At 33.4% G+C, this 17337-nt stretch carries 15 protein-coding genes and 1 pseudogene; 7 read left to right on the top strand and 9 right to left on the bottom strand.

All coding sequences use genetic code 11. The features are described from left to right. Positions 1-29 precede the first annotated feature (29 nt). From OZP07_RS05560 to OZP07_RS05530, 7 genes are all read left to right on the top strand, one after another. Positions 30-242 carry a KTSC domain-containing protein gene (locus OZP07_RS05560; protein WP_281637590.1) on the top strand — a complete coding sequence of 71 codons (213 nt, stop codon included), beginning with the start codon at positions 30-32 and terminating at the stop codon, positions 240-242. Beyond that, positions 242-460 carry a hypothetical protein gene (locus tag OZP07_RS05555; protein WP_281637589.1) on the top strand — a complete coding sequence of 73 codons (219 nt, stop codon included), beginning with the start codon at positions 242-244 and terminating at the stop codon, positions 458-460. Before OZP07_RS05560 ends, OZP07_RS05555 begins: the two co-directional genes overlap by 1 nt. Beyond that, positions 453-2792, top strand: a complete 2340-nt coding sequence (locus OZP07_RS05550) for an AAA family ATPase (protein ID WP_281637588.1) — start codon at positions 453-455, stop codon at positions 2790-2792. The genes OZP07_RS05555 and OZP07_RS05550 overlap by 8 nt, the downstream gene beginning before the upstream one ends. Before the next feature lie 5 nt (positions 2793-2797). Next, entirely contained in the window at positions 2798-3829 is a 1032-nt protein-coding gene (locus OZP07_RS05545) for a hypothetical protein (protein ID WP_281637587.1), read from the top strand. A gap of 126 nt (positions 3830-3955) precedes the next feature. Next, positions 3956-4363 (top strand): hypothetical protein, encoded by a 408-nt coding sequence (locus OZP07_RS05540; RefSeq protein ID WP_281637586.1) that lies wholly within the window; start codon positions 3956-3958, stop codon positions 4361-4363. A 21-nt stretch (positions 4364-4384) separates the two neighbouring features. Further along, positions 4385-4594 carry a hypothetical protein gene (locus OZP07_RS05535; RefSeq protein ID WP_194643094.1) on the top strand — a complete coding sequence of 70 codons (210 nt, stop codon included), beginning with the start codon at positions 4385-4387 and terminating at the stop codon, positions 4592-4594. 44 nt (positions 4595-4638) lie between these two features. Then, positions 4639-5442: an endonuclease/exonuclease/phosphatase family protein gene (locus OZP07_RS05530; RefSeq protein WP_281637585.1), complete on the top strand. Its 804-nt coding sequence runs from the start codon at positions 4639-4641 to the stop codon at positions 5440-5442. Positions 5443-5553: 111 nt separating this feature from the next. Here the strand turns inward: OZP07_RS05530 and OZP07_RS05525 are convergent, their stop codons facing one another. The 9 genes and pseudogenes from OZP07_RS05525 to tgt all read right to left on the bottom strand — a co-directional run bounded on the left by OZP07_RS05525 (position 5554) and on the right by tgt (position 16409). After that, on the bottom strand, positions 5554-6813 hold the full coding sequence (locus OZP07_RS05525) for an asparagine synthetase B (protein WP_281638451.1): 1260 nt from the start codon (positions 6811-6813) through the stop codon (positions 5554-5556). Positions 6814-6901: 88 nt separating this feature from the next. After that, positions 6902-7567 (bottom strand): response regulator transcription factor, encoded by a 666-nt coding sequence (locus OZP07_RS05520; protein ID WP_281637584.1) that lies wholly within the window; start codon positions 7565-7567, stop codon positions 6902-6904. Between the two features lie 3 nt (positions 7568-7570). Beyond that, positions 7571-8242 carry a sensor histidine kinase gene (locus OZP07_RS05515; RefSeq protein ID WP_194643099.1) on the bottom strand — a complete coding sequence of 224 codons (672 nt, stop codon included), beginning with the start codon at positions 8240-8242 and terminating at the stop codon, positions 7571-7573. Positions 8243-8812: 570 nt separating this feature from the next. Further along, a pseudogene (locus tag OZP07_RS05510) lies at positions 8813-10334 on the bottom strand (IS1182 family transposase); the annotation flags it as partial. Between the two features lie 122 nt (positions 10335-10456). After that, entirely contained in the window at positions 10457-12004 is a 1548-nt protein-coding gene (gene dnaB, locus OZP07_RS05505; protein ID WP_194643101.1) for a replicative DNA helicase, read from the bottom strand. 140 nt (positions 12005-12144) lie between these two features. Further along, complete coding sequence (locus OZP07_RS05500) at positions 12145-13098, bottom strand: acetyl-CoA carboxylase carboxyltransferase subunit alpha (RefSeq protein ID WP_194643104.1); 954 nt, start codon at positions 13096-13098, stop codon at positions 12145-12147. A 134-nt stretch (positions 13099-13232) separates the two neighbouring features. Then, positions 13233-14114 carry a DMT family transporter gene (locus tag OZP07_RS05495; protein ID WP_281637583.1) on the bottom strand — a complete coding sequence of 294 codons (882 nt, stop codon included), beginning with the start codon at positions 14112-14114 and terminating at the stop codon, positions 13233-13235. Further along, entirely contained in the window at positions 14101-15189 is a 1089-nt protein-coding gene (locus tag OZP07_RS05490) for an LptF/LptG family permease (RefSeq protein WP_281637582.1), read from the bottom strand. Before OZP07_RS05490 ends, OZP07_RS05495 begins: the two co-directional genes overlap by 14 nt. A gap of 89 nt (positions 15190-15278) precedes the next feature. Then, complete coding sequence (tgt, locus tag OZP07_RS05485; protein WP_281637581.1) at positions 15279-16409, bottom strand: tRNA guanosine(34) transglycosylase Tgt; 1131 nt, start codon at positions 16407-16409, stop codon at positions 15279-15281. Positions 16410-17337: the final 928 nt, after the last annotated feature.

Genomic DNA, 17337 nt, shown 5'->3' with positions numbered 1-17337 from the left:
TAAATTTATCAAATTAACAACTAAAAATTATGAAAAGAGCATCAGTAAATTCGTCTAACTTAGCATCAATCGGCTATGATGAGCAAAATGAAATTTTAGAAGTTGAATTTAATCATGGTGGAGTTTATCAGTATTATGATGTACCAATAGATGTACATAACGAATTAATGAACGCGAGTTCTCACGGTAAATACTTCATTGCAAACATTAAAGATAGCTACGATTTTAAAAAAATACAATAATGGAAAGGTATAGAAATTCAAGTGGTACATCAGGGGTTAACAGTTTTGAAATAGGTGGAGACTATATTAGAGTCAAGTTTACTGGAACCTCTAAAACATATACTTATAGTCATCAAAAAGCAGGTAGTCGTCACGTTGAAAACATGAAATCTTTAGCAAGAAAAGGTTCTGGTTTGAATGCTTATATTAACCAACATGTTAGAAACCTAAATGATTGAAAAAATAGAACAAATCAAAGATTTTGGAATCTACAAAGATTTCAATTGGACATCATCTCCAAATATTAAAGATTTTAATTTTAAAAATCTTTTTTATGGATGGAATTATTCTGGAAAAACAACTTTGTCAAGAATATTTAGCTCACTAAGAGACAAAAAGTTACACGAAAGTTATGACAAAGGAACTTTCAAAATAAAAACTAGTGATGGTGACTTTATTTCAAATAATTTAGGATTATTCCCTTATGAGTTACTTGTCTTTAACTCTGATTATATCAAAGATAATCTCAATTTTAGCATTCATAAAGACAATGTTTCAGAATCAAAAACTATACTATTCGAAGTTGGAGACAATGCAAAATTTGAAGCAAAGATAAGTGACTTAAAAAAGAAGATTGACTTAATAAATGGTACTGAAATAATCATTGGAAAAAAACATAACCATTTTAAAACAATAGAAGAATTTGAAATATTTGACAAGTCTATCTCTGGAAAATTTACTTTATTAGCAAAAGAAATTAAAAATGAACATTTTGATAGTATAATTGATTTTACTAAAGCTAATTTAAAACCTATAATTTCAAAAATCAAAAATGACTTAACAAGTCATATGATTAAGGATAAAAACAGACTTTCTCAACTAAGAACAATTGTTATAACAAAAGAGCCAAAAGAAGAATTAGATGAAATTCTATTTTCGCCATTTTATGATGAAATAATTGAAAAGACCAACAAAATCTTAACAAATGTTCCTGATAAAAAACACTTAGATAAAATCTTAGACAGTAAGTCCGAAATATATTCTTGGGTTGAGGAAGGTCTCGATTATAACTATGGTAATAAAAAATGTTTATTCTGTGATAATACTATCAAAGAGGATAGAATAAAATATCTCAATGAATATTTTAATAGTCAAGCTTCTAATTTGAGAGAAAAAATAGAGAAACTTAAAGAAATTATTTTAAAAGAAGAAAGCAATATCAATTCGTTAAAATTTCCATCCAGCAGTAACGATTTAAATTCTGGTTATATTGATGAATATAAAACTCTAAAAGCAAGTTTTGACAAATTTGTTCTTCAATATCGAAAACATTTAAAATTAATTTTATCAAAATTAACCGAAAAAACGAATAAATCTTTATATCTAAATATTGATGAAATAAAAAAGTTTGACATTGAGAAATTAACAAAATCAATATCAAATATCAATGCTTATATCATAAAAAATAATGACTTTACAAAAGGATTTCAACATCGCATTCAAGATGAAAGAATTTTATATCTAAATCATTTAGTAGCAACATTTTTATTTAAAGAAAAATATACTTCTAAGGAAAAAAAACACGAAAGATCTTTAATAGAAATTGACAAACTAAATAAACTAATTAAAGAATATGAAAAGGAAATATTCTTTAACGAATCAAAAAAAGTTAGTGATAAAGAAGGTGCACTTCAATATACATATTTTGTCCAAAGTTTCCTTAACAGACTAGATATTGAAATCAAATTAGATACTAAAACAAAAAAATTCATATTATTACGAGATAATGAAAACGCATCAAATTTAAGTGAAGGTGAAAAAACAGCAATTGCATTTTCACATTTTCTTGTTACAATTAAATCTTTAGAATCAATAGGAAAATTTAAAGATTATATTGTTTTTGTAGATGACCCAATTTCGAGTTTAGACGGAAATCATATATTTCAAATCAATTCACTATTAAAAGAAACTTTCTTTTGCCAAATTCCATTGCAAAACAATCCTAATCAAAATCAATGGGATTTGAAATGTAAGCAATTATTCATTTCAACTCATAATTTTGAATTCTTAAATTTAATGAAAGAACTACCAACTAGTAATGGTTACAGATATTCGAAAAAAGATAAAAGTAATGAATCTAGGTATTTTATAGAAAGAAGAATGTTTGATTCAAAAATTCTATTATTACCAAAAATATATGATTCATTTGCTTCAGAATATCATTATTTATTTAGTGAGATTAATAAATTTAACAACGAGCAAGATAAAGGCAATTCCGAAAAATTATTAATAATACCTAACATCTTAAGAAGATTTGTCGAAATGTATACTTTAACAAAGTATCCAAGTGATGAACCTTTTGATGAAAGAGCAGTAGAAGTTTTCGGAAAAATAAACTCTAAAAGAATTTTGAAACCACTACATTATTTTAGTCATTTTGACAATATTGATCGAATTGGCAAACAAAGTGATTTAATAGCAGACTTACCAACTGCTTGTTCTACTCTAATAAAAGAAATTAAAGAAAAGGATGCAAAACATTACAAAGCATTACTAAAAGCAATAAATTGATATAAATGTCAACAATAAAAATAAACCAACAGCTTAAACGTATCGAAATCAAAGAATTTGAAATTGAAAACCCAATAGTTTTTAATTACTTTGATAATTTGTCTGCAACAGAAAGAGATGAAAAGTTGCTTCGGGCAATCTATATTGGTGTTTTAGCATTAATGGAAGATAGAATTTCGGCTTTTTTAGCCAAAACCAATAATGAATTAGGTACTGAACTAGAAAGTCTGAAAATGATTTTCGAAATGAAAAAAGAATTATTCTACAAATCAACCATAAAAGGAACATTGGCGGAAGATGAAATTGCAGAATATTTAAATAATTATTTTTCTGAAAAACGATTAAAAGACAAGGCGTTCCTAACTGGAAACACTGCTGGAAATATTCCCAAAAACAAAACAGGTGATATTATTTGCGAAGTAAACGGTTCTCCTGATTTAAAAATTGCTATTGAATGTAAGTTTGATAAAAGTATTCGTTTCGGAGAAATTGAAAACAAAGAAATTTTCACAAGAAAAACTGATACAGCTTGGAGTCAATTAATTGAATCGCAAGCCAACAGAGATTCAAAAATTAGCTTAATAGTTTTTGATATTTCGTTAGTAGACAACTCTATTCTTAAAAATTTCGACAATGTGGGCTATATTTCTGGAGTAGGTTTTGTTGCAATTATTAATTCTCAAAAAGGAGATTATTCAAATTTGGCTATTGCATATATGTTAGCTAGGGATATAGCTTTAAATGCAAAAGAAATTGAACTAGACAAAGATGTTTTAGCAATGATTGTAAATAGAATAATCAAAGACATAAATGAAGTCCTTTCAATAAAATCATTGGTTTTAAGTAATATCGAAAATAACAAAACTATTTTAAAGCAACTTGACAAATCAATGCTTTTAATGGAATTCAATCAGGAATACTTAAAACGCTTTTTAAAACAAGGTACTTTAACCAAAAAAGATTTACTTGATTTTTACATGGGAGAAGATATAAAAGATAAATTTAAATTAGTAGAAAAAGAGATAAATGAATTTTAAAGGTTCTGCATTTTTAAAGAAATCAATTTTCAACACCCTTCATTGGGTGTTTTTTTATATGCATCCCTTACGGTTTTCCGTAAAGATTCAAACTGAAATCGCTCTATATTTGAAATAAAAAAGAGCATGACAAGAAAACTACTTTTAATTTTACTCCCCTTTTGGTTACTAATCTCCTGCAAAAAAGAACTGCCAAAAATACAGCCTCAAACCTTCTTCAAAGAAGTTATCACTCCAGATGACATCAAGACCATTACGCCCGAGGAAGCCAAAACCTATCACAAAGATCTAAAACGCAAATACGAGTATCGAACAGGAACCTCCGGTAATTATGAATACAACTATGAAGTGAGCGGAGTCAATCAGGAAGGAGATTCTGTATCAGGAGTTATCAATATTAAAGGCAAATATGGAGCAGGAAAGATCATCAATAAAGATAAAAGTTCTGCTGACATTTATGTAGAATGGATGGATTATGGCAAATTAAAAGGCCGTGATAAAAAAGGAAACAGTTATAAACTGAAAGTAAATTAAATAATTCTCAATATATAAAAAATGAAACTACTATCAATCCTATTGCTTTTTACGGTAACAGCAAATTCATTTACGGGAACCAACGTGTATATTTGTGGTTCAGCGGGTGCAAAGAAATACCACTATAAAGAATCCTGCCGAGGACTTAACGCCTGCAAAGACCAAATTGCAAAAATCCCGCTAAAACAAGCACAACAAAATGGATTAACTCTTTGTGGCTGGGAAGACTAAAAAATCCTTTGGCAATCTTTATCTTTGGGCATTATTCCAAATCTATGAACAAATTATTCTGTTTTCTCTTCTTTCTTTTTTTCAATTCTTTTTATTCCCAAACCAAACTTCTTTCATGGAATCTTGAAAACTTTGGGAAATCCAAGTCTGATCAGGAGATTGCCTTTATTGCCAATATTGTAAAAAATTACGATATCATCACGATTCAGGAAGTCGTTGCAGGAAATGGCGGTGTTCAGGCTGTAGCAAGACTTGCGGATGAACTCAACCGAAAAGGAGCAAAATGGGATTACTGTATAAGCGATCCCACATCAAGCAGTACCTATAAAACCGAACGTTATGCTTTTCTTTGGAAAACCAGCAACCTGAAACTAAAAGGAAAACCTTGGCTGGAACGCAATTATCATGTCGAAATCGACCGTGAGCCATATTTTGCGACTTTTGAAATCAAAGGAAAAACGATAACAATCGCTTCTTTTCATGCCATTACCAAAAGTAAACAGCCCGAAACTGAAATTAAATATTTCAAGCTTCTGCCACAGGAATATCCAAATCTGAACCTAGTGTTTGCTGGTGATTTTAACTGCCCACAGTCGAATTCGGTTTTTACGCCTTTGAAGGAAATGGGCTTTGCTCCAATTTTAAAAAATCAAAAAACATCATTAAAAATAAAATGCAAAGGTCCAAATTGTCTGGCTTCTGAATATGACAATGTGTTTTACAAAACGAGTTCAATAAACTATTTAAAGTCGGATGTGATTTTGTTTTATGAAAAATTCATTTCCTTAAAAGAAGCCCGAAAAATATCGGATCATATTCCTATCTGGTTTGAATTCTCTTTGAACTAACGAAATTTGGCCACGAATTCGTATATAATCTTTTACAATAGAAGCTTATAAATTACCGCAAATTCGCAAATTATTTTTATTTCACTAAGGACTAACCACTAAGAACCCAAACTACGTCTTCTGTTTTTTCTTTCGAGCGGCAGGGAACAAAACGTTATTTAAAATTAATCGGTAGCCAGGAGAATTGGGATGCAGATCTAAAACTGTCGCAGGATCGCCCACTTGGTGCTGAAAATCTTCGGGATCATGACCTCCATAAAAAGTAAACATGCCTTTTCCTTTTTCACCATGAATATATCTGGCCTCCCCATTGAGTTCGCAGGTTCCCATTACCAGAACATTTGATTTTACAAATTCAGAATCAAAAGCTGTGGTCTGCCCCATAAATCCTTTGATTAACTGCGTATGATTTTGGCACAGCATGCTTGGAATAAAATCCCATTTGGCAGAATATTCCATCAACGTAAAATAGTCTTTATCCATTGGTATTCTCCTTTTCTGGGTCATATCAATATCTGAGAACTCATATTGTTCCGGTCTTCGCTCCAGCGTAAAATTTTTGAAGGCAAAAGTACTTCCATAATTCAGCTTGGACTGATAATTAGCCTCGCTCGGATCTCCGTCAAACATTGATTCGCAGATATCAACTCCATCTGCTGCCAAAGCAATATCAAAACTATCAGTTGCCGAACACATTGCAAACATAAAACCGCCACCGATTACAAAATCTCTAATTTTTTTGGCAACAGCGCCTTTCTCCTGAGACACTTTTTCGTAACCTAATTTTTTTGCCAGATCTTCGGCATCTCTTTTTTGATCAATGTACCAGGGAATATTTTTATATGCTCCATAAAATTTTCCATATTGCCCTGTAAAATCTTCGTGATGCAGATGCAGCCAGTCATAAAGCAATAATTGGTCACTCAGCACTTCTTCATCATAAATAGGTGTAAAAGGAATTTCGGCATAAGTCAAAACCAGTGTTACTGCATCATCCCAGGGCTGTTTCCCTTTTGGCGTATAAACCGCAATTTTGGGCGCTTTTTCCAGAATAACAGTTTCCATGTTTTGAGAAGGACTGGAAATTTCATTCAGGATTGATGTCTGTTCAGCATCTGAAAGCACTTCGAAACTTACACCGCGAATCTGGCATTCTTTTCTAATTTCCTCGGCATCAGGCAATAAAAAAGAGCCTCCTCGATAGTTTAACAGCCAGCTGGCTTTATAATTTTTGGCCAGACACCAATAGGTAATTCCGTAAGCTTTGAGGTGATTCTGCTGCGTAGTTTCATCCATTGGCAGCAAAATATAGGAAGCTCTCGAGGATACCGCTATTAGAAAAATAAATATAAAAGAAAATATTCTGCGCATCATTTTAAAACGATTTTAAAGCAAAGATAACTGTAAGCAGTTAAAGTATACTTTTAAATCATACAAAATATTTTTTGGCGTGATTCTATTAAATATCTAAAGTAACCAAATTATGCTGTATCGCAAAAACAACCAATCCGGCAATGTTTTTGGACTCCGTTTTTAGTAACAGATTATTTCTGTGGCCTTCGACAGTTCTTGGACTTATGAATAATTTTTCGCCAATTTCTACTGTACTTTTTTGCTTGCAGATGAGCTGTAAAACTTCCAGCTCCCGGGAAGTTATAAAATTGGTATCAAAACTACACTTCGATTTTTTATTGGAAATAATATCTTTCTGGATAATATTCATTACGTAATCCGAATAATAAAACCCCTTTCCTGCCACTTCATTGATGGTTGCAAATAATTCCTGCGGCGTTGAATTTTTAACTAAATAAGAAACTGCTCCTACATCAACCATATTGGCTATAAATGATTTCGAATCATAACTGGTTAATGCAATAATTTTTATATCTGGAAAATCTTTTCGGATAATCTTAGTGGCTTCAATTCCATTAAGCAACGGCATTTTTAAATCCATGATTATAATATCAGGCTTTGGATTACCGCTCTTTAAAAAATCCATCAATTCGAGACCGTTTGAAGCTTCAAAAAGGACCTCAATATTTTTTTCTCCGCTCAGTAAAAACGAAATACCTTTTCGAAAAAGCACTTCATCATCAACAAGAATTATTTTTATAGTTTTATTCATAATTTAAAAATTAAAAATAACCGAAATCCCTTTATTCAGCTGTGATTCAATCTTGAGATTTCCCTCAAGAACTGCTACTCTGCCTGCTACATTTTTCATTCCTAAACCTTTGTGATTCTTCAGCTCACTCAAATCAAAACCAACTCCGTTATCTGAATAGCTGCACGTTTTTATTCCATCTGTTTCATTAAAAGAAATAAAAATTGCTTTTGCTTTTCCATGCTGTATTGAATTAGCAAGAAGCTCCTGTAAAATTCTAAAAACATGAATGTGTTTTTCATTATCTATAAAATCAAACTTTACATTATTTACATATTCTATATCAACATCAGCTGCATCTGCTAATTCAGAACATAATTCTTCAATTCCTGCATGAAGCCCAAATTTTTCTAAAACCGGCGGAAGCAGGCTGTAAGTCATTTTTTTTGAACTCGTTAATGCTTTTGAAGTATATTCAATAATATTTTTGGTAATCTCTTCAATGTCCTTTTGAGATAAATTTGGAATTTTTAATAAATGACAATTTAGAGAAATCACATTTAGCTTTGACCCTAAATCATCATGCAGACCTTGTGCAATCCGTTTTCTGTCCATTTCTAATGAACGAACGGCAGCCGATAACTGATTTTTACATTGAGAAATGTTCAAATTTTGAAATACCATTCTTTTTCTCATATTTGTTTAGATTTAACTAATAAATAATTACTCTTCCTTACAGCGGTTTGGCTTAATAAATAAGAATATACTGTCTGCATAACAGCTGATTCAGCTTACTATTTTCAAATGTCAATCAAATTTATATCAAAATTAGTAATTTTCCTAATAAATAATTTTAAAAACACAGTTATTTATTAACCAACAAACTTACAAACAGTTATTTAAAAAAAATATTCATAAATTTTATAATTTTCGAATGTGTAAATAATACACTATTGATTTATAAAATTAAATTCAGCATATAAGTCAGCACATTAAAAAAACGTTAAGCTTAGGAACGATTTTCGTAAGAAATCATTACCTGTTTATACATTTTGAAACATTTTACTGCTGATAGACAGGCAAAAAAAAGAGGCTGTCCGAAAAGGACAGCTTTTTTTATGCGGCAAATTTCAAGAATCGATTTTGGGTTGGTTGATTAATGAAAAAATATTCTGTTACAGTATTTAAAAAGTGAATTTCGACTTTTATAGCTCTATTTAGAACTCTGAAGGAGATTTTTAGATGAGTTTTCGACGCATTATTGTTCTTTGCTATCATTTTTCTGAAATTATGCCCGATAGCCATCAATAGAAATTCCATTTCCACTTTTTCGATGCTTGTGAAAGTAAACCGGTTGAATTTATTGTTGTTTTTTAGCTGTCCGAATACTGCTTCAACTTCTATTGGGCGTTTGCTTCGGTGTTCGAGTCCTTTTTCGCTTGTGAGCAGCTCTTTGGCTTTAGCCCTTAATTGGTTCAGGCGATGGTTTATCTCTATTGTCCTGTTTCCTTTGGCTTGGTGACACAGACCTCTTAGCGGACATCCCTGACATCTTTTTGCCTGATAATAAAATACTTGAGACTCGTATCCGTTGGCCGATTTCCGTTTTCCCTTACCAACGTTTTCCATCCTTTGTCCCATTGGGCATACATAAAAATCCTGTTCTATATTGTAGAAGAGGTTCTGGGCAAGAAATGGGTTTTCCTTCGTTTTTTTCTTTTGCTCTTTATGAAAATAATTGTATTCCACATAGGCAGTTATGTCTTTATTTTCAAGGATTTCATAGTTCTCTTCGCTTCCATAGCCGGCATCAGCCACCACTTCCTTGCTTTGTTTTTGATACATTTTTTCAAATTCCTCCAGATGGGATTTTAAAGTCGTAGTGTCGTTAGGTGTTTGATGAATGGTTACGTTGGTAATAAATTGATTTTCAGTGGATATCTGAGGATTGTATGCAGGTTTTAACTGTCCGTTTTTCATATGGTCTTCCTTCATTCTCATAAAGGTAGCGTCAGGATCTGTTTTGCTGTAGGAGTTTCTATTGCCTAAAATCACTAAATCTTTTTCGTATTTTTCGAGCTTTGGCAGGTGTTCTTCCTGAAGCTTTTCAAGCTCTTTGGTTATCTTCTTGTTGGGCTCTTTGAGTTTTTTATTTAGTTCTGATAATTTTTCTTTCAGCTCTTCCGAGTTTATTTTTTTTTGGTAATTCTTCCTTGTTGACTTCTTGATTATCTGATAAAATACTGTTTTCGATATCGGATAAGATACTGTTGATTTTTACTTCGAGCTTTTCTTTGTATTTCTCTATAGAACCCCGCCAGACAAAGGTGTATTTATTGGATTTGGCTTCTATTTTTGTTCCATCAATGTATTGGATATCCAGACTGACATAGCCCATTTCCACAAGCATTTTGACCACCTCTGCTAATAAATCTTTGATGTTTTCTTTTAAAATCTTTCCTCTAAAATCGTTAATGGTTCTAAAATCAGGAGTTGAGTTGCCTGAAATAAACATAAAATGTATGTTCTCGGTGAGTGCTTTTGCTATTTTTCGGCAAGAGTAAGTGTTGCTCAAATAACTGTAAAACAAAACTTTAAGCATCATTCTAGGGTGATAGGCCGAGGTGCCACCTCCTTTATATTCTTTAAGTATATGGCTTATATCCAATGAATTGACAACCTTGTCAACTAAGCGGACAGGGTGGTTTTCTGAAATTTTATCAAAAATATTTATCGGAAAAAGTTCCGGTGTATTGATCGATTGCGATTTAAATATTACTTTAGCCATTGCTCGTTTTTTGTGCAACTCTAAGATACTATTTTAGATTAAAAACAGCAAAAAAAAAAGGCTGTCCTTACTTTTTGGACAGCCTCTTACTCTATTTTTGAAAATGAAGCTTATGTTACATTTTAAAAAGGAACATCGCCATCATCATCGTCATCATTATTAAAATTACTTCCAAAAGCATCATTTGCCGAAGGAAGGTTTCTAGTGATAAACGAGCTGTCGTCATGGTTCATACTCGAAGGCAAATCGTCATAACCAGAACTATAATCTTCTAAATTATCGAAACGCCCTAAATGACCAATAAATTTCAAACGAACATTTTCGATACCGCCATTTCTATGTTTGGCAATCATAATTTCACCTTGGCCGGCAGTTGAAGATGCTTCTTCATCATCCCATTCATCGATTTTATAATATTCAGGACGGTATAAAAAGGAAACGATATCCGCATCCTGCTCGATCGCTCCAGATTCACGAAGGTCGGAAAGTAACGGTCTTTTACTCGATCCACGTGTCTCAACCGCACGCGATAGCTGCGAAAGTGCAATTACAGGAACATTTAACTCCTTTGCCAGCGCTTTTAAATTTCGGGAAATAGTCGAAATCTCCTGTTCACGGTTTCCTCCCCCTTTGGAATTTCCACCGGCTGTCATTAACTGCAGATAATCAATAATAATGATTTTTATACCATGCTGAGATACTAACCGTCTTGCTTTAGCCCTTAAATCGAAAATAGATAAGGAAGGTGTATCATCAATAAAAAGAGGTGCTTTTTCTAAATTTTTCACTTTGGTACTCAATTGTTCCCACTCGTGTTTTTCAAGTTTTCCAGTACGCAGCTTCTCAGAAGACAATCCGGTTTCTGAGGAAATCAGCCTGGTGATCAGCTGTACCGACGCCATCTCCAGCGAAAATAAAGCTACTGGATGCCCAAAGTCTATCGCTATATTTCTAGCCATAGACAAAATAAAGGCCGTTTTTCCCATCGCTGGTCTCGCAGCAATAATAATTAAATCACTTGGCTGCCAGCCCGAAGTAAGCTTATCTAATTTATGAAAACCAGTCGCTACACCACTCAATCCTTCCTGACCAGCAATTTCTTCAATACGTTTTTTGGCTTGTAATACTAAACTTTGAGCCGTTTCGGAACTACGTTTTATATTTCCTTGTGTAACTTCGTAAAGTTTGGATTCGGCTTGATCCAATAAATCAAACACATCGGCCGTTTCATCATAGGAAGCCTCAATAATTTCAGATGAAATTCGAATCAGACTTCGTTGAATAAACTTTTGAAGAATAATTCTGGAGTGAAATTCAATATGCGCAGATGAAGAAATTTTTTGCGTAAGCTGAATCAGATAGAAATCGCCTCCGGCTAAATCTAACTTCGCATTTTTTCTAAGCTGAGCAGATACAGTCAGCAAATCGATTGGCTGCGTATCATTAAACAATTGAACAATAGCTTCAAAAATATATTTGTGAGCATCTTTGTAAAACGCATCTGCCTGCAGAATATCAATTACATCATCAACTCCTTTTTTGTCAATCATCATAGCGCCAAGCACAGCCTCTTCCAAATCTAATGCCTGCGGTGGTAATTTTCCTTTTTCTAAGTTTATAATTGTTGTTTTGTCCACTTTTACTGGACTCATATTTTTGAAATTTTCCATGTAGCGAAAGTAACTAAAATTAAAAAAAAATCACAATTGAGTTATTACAGCTTATTGTTTATAAAAACTCACATTTTGTTTATAACCAAAAAAAAATCCGAAACTATAAGGCTTCGGATTAAGATCTTAAAAATGGTGATTCACTCTTTAAACTCCCCCATTTTACAGTATTTCTCCATTCTTTGAGCTATTAAATCTTCTGTTGATAAGTCTTTCAATTCGTTATACCCTTTCATGATGTACTGCTCTACTGTAGTGAAAGTAGTTTCTCTGTCATAATGAGCTCCACCTAAAGGTTCTGGAATGATATCGTCAACTAATTTTTGTTTTTTCATATCTGCTGAAGTCAATTTTAAAGCTTCTGCAGCCTGCTCTTTATAATCCCAGCTTTTCCATAAAATGGACGAACAGGATTCTGGCGAAATAACAGAATACCAAGTGTTTTCCAGCATATAAACCCGGTCTCCAACACCAATACCTAACGCACCTCCAGAAGCACCTTCACCTACGATAATCGTTATAACCGGAACTTTTAAAAGCACCATTTCAAAAATATTTCTTGCAATGGCTTCTCCCTGTCCGCGCTCTTCGGCTTCCAGACCAGGATAAGCACCAGGAGTATCGATCAAAGTAACAACAGGAATACCAAACTTCTCAGCCATTTTCATCAAACGCAAAGCTTTTCTGTACCCTTCAGGGTTAGCCATACCAAAATTTCTATATTGGCGGGTCTTTGTGTTGAAACCTTTTTGCTGTCCAATAATCATAAACGACTGCCCGCCTATTTTACCTAAACCGCCAATCATCGCTTTATCATCTTTAAAACCTCTGTCTCCATGAAGCTCTAAAAAAGTGTCTCCGCAAAGCCCTTTAATATGATCCAGCGTATAAGGACGGCTTGGGTGCCGCGATAATTGCACACGCTGCCAAGCTGTTAGATTTTTATAAATCTGTTTTTTTGTTTCCTCTAATTTTTTATTGATCTGTTTGCAGGTATTAGTAACATCAACATCCGATTCTAAACCGATAACGACACATTTGTCTAACTGCTCTTCAAGTTCTTTTATAGGAAGCTCAAAATCTAAATATTCCATAGGATTTCTGAGTATTTATTATTGTTTTTATTTTTTTGATTTGGAACTGCAAATATAAAATTTAATATCATTATACACTTATTTTTTTGACCAAGTAGAAAAAATAGGTTTTACGACAATAAAAAATCTTACAATCAATCTTCTTTTCTATAATGTTTTATGACTCCGTTTAAAAGCACCGTAATTACAATTACAACTGCTCCAATATAAAATTCTGTACTCATTTTTTCTTTTCCTCCAATGATAAAATAAGCCAGCACAATACCGTAAACCGGCTCTAAATTAGTGGTTAACATAACTGTATAAGGCGTCAATCTGCGCATAACCCTTATCGAAGCCGTAAAGGCATAAGCAGTACAGACCGATGCTAAAACCAATATCAGAATCCAGTTTTTGGCAGACAGCATAAAAAAATCTGCCGTAAAAGAACCTCGAAATAAAAAATAAATCGAAATAAAAATAAACCCAGCCAAAAACTCATAAAAGGAAATCAGCGACGGATCGTGATCCACAATAAGTTTCCCGTTCATTAAAGTAAATACTACTCCCAGCAGAATAGAAACTAATGCCAACAGCATTCCGTTCAAATAATTAATTTCTACCTTCATAATCATTCCTAGACCAGCAATAATGATTAATCCAAAAAACACTTCATACCAGAGTACTTTCCTCCCATAGAACAAGGGTTCCAATAAGGACGCAAAAAATGCTCCTAATGAAAAAACCGACAGCGTAATGGATACTGTAGAGATTTTTATTGCTTCAAAAAAGAAAATCCAGTGCAGGGCAATTAAAAGCCCTACAAAAGTGAACCTGCTTAAAACTTTAAGTGTGACTTTAAATGATTTTTTCTTTAAGCCAAGAAAAAAAGCTAGAAAAACAGCAGCAAAAAACATTCTGTACCAAACCAAAAAATCGGACTGAATGGTTATTAATGCTCCTAAAATTGCTGTAAACCCCCAAATAAAAACAATTAAATGCAGATTTAAGTAGCTCTTTAAATTATCGTTTCGCATTCCGTAGTAAATAAACAGCTAATATTCCAAAAACTATATTAGGCAGCCAAACCGCTATGAATGGCGAAAAACTTGATTTCTCTGCCAATACACCAAATATTTTATCTAAAAAGACAAATGAAAACGCTACTGCAATTCCAATTGCCAAGTTGACTCCCATACCGCCTCTGCGCTTCATTGAAGATACCGAAACGGCTATAATGGTCAATATAAATGCCGAAACCGGTACACTGTATTTTTTATACAAAACAACCAGATAAACGTTGATATTAGAAGAACCGCGTTTTTTTTCTTTATCAATAAACGCATTCAGTTCTCCTAAACTTAAAGTCTCTGCAATGTAAACAACTGGTGCCAAATCCTCAAGATCAAAACTGAATTTCATCTTCTTTTCAGGCGCTTTTTCGATCACGTCATTTTCAGAACCAAGAGTTCTTTTGGTATAATCAAATAATGAATAATTCTTTTCTTTTGGATTCCACTGGATTCTGCTGGCCGTAATTTTATATTCTAATTTTTCTTTTTTAAATCGTTCCAACGAAAAATTATAAGCCGTTTTAGACTCATTATTAAAGCTGTTTACATAGATGAAATCATTATCGCTGATTTGTCTGTAAACATCGGTATTATCACCCCGCATGAGCTGTTTCCCGTCACTCCTCAGATAAGTATACCTGAAATTATTGTAGCCTTCGCTCGATACAGGAATAACCCAAAAACCCATCAGCAGAACGATAATGGATATAATAGAAGCACCTATAATATAAGGCCGCATAAATCGCGTAAATGAAATCCCTGAACTCAAAATAGCAATAATTTCAGTATCATTTGCCAGCTTAGAAGTAAACCAGATAACAGATATAAACAAGAATATCGGAAAGAGGTTATTCATAAAGTAAATAGTAAAATGATAGTAATAAATGGCGATTTTTAAAACCGGCACTTGATTCTCAAGCATTTTATTGATTTTCTCCGATACGTCTATAATTATTCCAATAGGAGCAAACAGCAGAAGCATAACCGCAAATGTGGCTAAATATCTTTTTAAAATGTACTTGTCAATTATTGTTAACATAAAAGCTTAATCGTTTAATTGTGAAATCGTTAATTCGATTATTCGATTATTCGGTTAAACAAATAAACGATTAACCGATTAAACCCAAATTATAATCGTTGAGCCATATTTTTAACCATCATCTCTTTCCATGGTTTAAAATCACCTGCTAGGATATGTTTTCTCGCCTCGCGGACTAACCACATATAAAAACCTAGATTGTGTATCGTAGCAATTTGTTTTCCCAAATATTCATTAGCGGCAAACAAATGGCGCAAATAGGCCTTAGAATATTCCGTATCCACAAATGTATGCCCCATTTCATCTATCGGAGAGAAATCGGCTTCCCACTTTTTGTTTTTGATATTGATTGTTCCGTTGGCAGTAAAAAGCATTCCGTTACGGGCGTTACGAGTAGGCATCACGCAGTCGAACATATCAATTCCAAGTGCGATATTTTCCAAAATATTAATCGGAGTTCCAACACCCATCAAATAACGAGGTTTCTCTTCGGGAAGAATTTCACAGACTACTTCAGTCATTGCATACATTTCTTCAGCAGGTTCTCCTACCGAAAGTCCGCCGATTGCATTTCCCTGCTGACCCGAATTAGCAATATATTCTGCTGACTGACGGCGCAGATCTTTATAAGTACTTCCCTGTACAATTGGGAAAAAAGTCTGCTCATAACCATACTTAAACGGCAGTTTCTCCAAATGATTGATACAGCGGTCCAGCCAGCGGTGCGTCATGTGCATCGAGCGCTGTGCATAGCGGTAATCACAGGGATAAGGCGTACACTCATCAAAAGCCATGATAATATCGGCTCCAATGGTACGCTGGATTTCCATCACATTCTCTGGCGTAAAAAAATGATACGAACCATCAATATGCGATTTAAACTTTACTCCTTCTTCCTTAATTTTTCGGTTAGCCGACAGCGAATACACTTGATATCCTCCAGAATCGGTCAGAATATTGCGGTCCCAGTTCATGAATTTATGCAGTCCTCCTGCTTTTTCAAGAATTTCAGTCTGCGGACGCAGGTATAAATGATAGGTATTCCCAAGAATAATATCCGGGTTTATTTCTTCTCTCAGTTCCCTTTGGTGTACCCCTTTTACCGAAGCAGCAGTCCCAACAGGCATAAAAATAGGTGTTTCAATCACACCGTGATCTGTAGTAATACTTCCCGCTCGGGCTTTTGACTGCGGATCAGTTTTTAGTAAATCAAACTTCATATAGACTTTTTATCAGGGCGCAAAGATAGGTTAATTTAAAACCCGCATCAAAAAAATATTTTCCTGCAAATGAATGAAAAACGGCTCCATAAATTCCAAAAATCTGTCCTCTAAAATCATGCGGCCATCATTAAGTTATGAGAAATCCAGAGGATTTCAACGTTTATAGAAATCAAAAACATACGTTACAACAACCCCGGCGGGCTTGTACGATACCGAAAAACATTCGATTCCTCTGGAGTCATTGTCAAAATCGAATATTATTTATGTGCCTGTCCGCAAATAATATCGTGTATTTTTTTAGCCACTGATTACACAGATTCTCACAGATTTCATTACTGTTTTTTTTAAATCTGTGAGAATCTGTGGCAAAAAAAACATTTAGTATGCTTTGCGAATAGTCATGATTATTTATATAAACATTAGACCTCACTGAGGTCAAAAAAACTCTTAACTTTAATTTGCTCTCGCAGAGACGCGAAGGCGCAAAGTCAAAATCTGCTTTCTTTGCGTCTTCGCGTCTCTGCGAGATTATATTTAAAAAAATATGACTATCCGTGACTAATACCAAATCGATAAAATTGGCCACAGATTATAAAGATTAATACAGATTTCTAAAAAAGGCATGTAAAATCTGTGAGAATCTGTGCAATAAGTGGCAAAAAAAACATTTAGTGTGCTTTGCGAATAGTCATGATTATTTATATAAACATTAGACCTCACTGAGGTCAAAAAAACTCTTAACTTTAATTTGCTCTCGCAGAGACGCGAAGACGCAAAGTCAAAATCTGCTTTCTTTGCGTCTTCACATCTCTGCGAGATTATATTTAAAAAAATATGACTATTCGTGACTAATACCAAATCGATAAAATTGGCCACAGATTATAAAGATTAACACAGATTTCTAAAAAATGCATGTAAAATCTGT

Source organism: Flavobacterium marginilacus (genome assembly GCF_026870155.1).
GTDB classification, from domain to species: domain Bacteria; phylum Bacteroidota; class Bacteroidia; order Flavobacteriales; family Flavobacteriaceae; genus Flavobacterium; species Flavobacterium marginilacus.
The sequence above is the reverse complement of the archived record's forward strand: the minus strand, read 5'-3'. Positions and strand labels throughout refer to the sequence as shown.